The 475-nt window shown below is 43.8% G+C and carries 1 protein-coding gene; it reads right to left on the bottom strand.

Translation table 11 applies throughout. From position 1 onward, the window contains the following. The coding region (locus C2M25_RS10300; RefSeq protein WP_199775170.1) for a terminase gpA endonuclease subunit at window positions 1-475 on the bottom strand (475 nt) is incomplete at both ends.

Here is a 475-nt window from a genome sequence, read left to right as displayed (position 1 = left end):
CTCAGGGTAGTCTTCCGCCTTTTCTTGCAACTCTTCATGGTTAAGTGAGTCTTTATCCTTGTACTCATAAGGCTTACCAAGCTTTGAGTTCTGAAAAACAATACGGCCATTTTCATCCCCTAACCTTGCTTCGTACTCAGCTTCTAAGTAATCACGAACAATACTGGCTATTGTTGAGCCTGGAATACATACGTACAGCTCGGACAAATCCTTAAAGGTTTCAACTACACCGTCATTTTCAACAGTGGCTACCCAGCCACAAAACTCATCACCCGCCTCTTTTGCATTTTTGCAGGTGTTAAATATATTCTGCTGACGCTGCCAATCAGACCAGGCCGACCCACAATGAGGACACGCATATAAAGCTGATTCTGGTAAGTGACGTCCAAAGATGGGATGAACCGGGCCATCTTCTTTTTCAATCCAGCTCACATTTTCCCAATCAAGAATGTGTGATTCGCCACATTCATGACAT

Source organism: Pseudoalteromonas sp. T1lg21, assembly GCF_002964625.1.
GTDB classification, from domain to species: domain Bacteria; phylum Pseudomonadota; class Gammaproteobacteria; order Enterobacterales; family Alteromonadaceae; genus Pseudoalteromonas; species Pseudoalteromonas gelatinilytica.
Note: the sequence above shows the minus strand (reverse complement) of the source record. Positions and strands in the feature narration are given on the sequence as shown.